The sequence below is a fragment of the Streptomyces sp. YS-3 genome, assembly GCF_045257485.1.
In the GTDB taxonomy this organism is placed as follows: domain Bacteria; phylum Actinomycetota; class Actinomycetes; order Streptomycetales; family Streptomycetaceae; genus Streptomyces.
Genome location: NZ_JBJHPC010001175.1, coordinates 1 through 642 on the forward strand (window position 1 = coordinate 1; position 642 = coordinate 642).

Here is a 642-nt window from a genome sequence, read left to right on the forward strand (position 1 = left end):
GCTGCGTCTGGGTGGGGCCCTCGGCGACCTGGGTGCCCTTGCTCTTGGAGTCGCCGCTGCCGCTGAACATCGTGAAGCCGACGAAACCGACGACCACCACGATCGCGGCGACCATGGCCGCGGTCCAGTTCGGCCGGCGCCGCTCGGGCCGGATCCGCTCGGCTTCGAACATGGGTGCGGCGGGCGTGGGCTCGGGACGGCCGCCGTGGTCGGCGTCGTACTGCGCGACCAGGGGTTCGGGATCCAGGTGCACGGCGCGTGCGACCGTGCGGATGTGTCCGCGCGCGTACACATCGCCGCCGCAGCGGGAGAAGTCGTCCTCCTCCATGCCGTGGACGATCGGGATGCGCACTCTCGTGATCGAACTGACCTCGTCGACGGTCAGTCCCGCCGCGATACGGGCCTGCTTGAGCGCGTGCCCGATCGTCGGCCGATCGTCGTCGAGCCGGTTGTCGTCGGGCCGGTTGTCGTCAGCAAAGGAGGGCCGGTCGTCGTCGCCGAGGGAAGGCCGGTCGTCTTCGGGGAAGTTGCCGATGGACACGGGGGCGCCTTTCGAGCGTGAGCCACCTGCTGGAGGTTCAGTCTAGGGGGGGTACGAAAGGGTGGGGCAACCGGGAGGGTGGAGTTTGTACGCCATAGGAA

1 protein-coding gene is annotated in these 642 nt (G+C 69.2%); it reads right to left on the reverse strand.

Annotated elements, in window-relative coordinates; all coding sequences use genetic code 11:
• Positions 1-541: helix-turn-helix domain-containing protein (locus tag ACJA3G_RS38180; protein ID WP_406557573.1), on the reverse strand; the 541-nt coding region annotated here is incomplete at its 3' end.
• Positions 542-642: the final 101 nt, after the last annotated feature.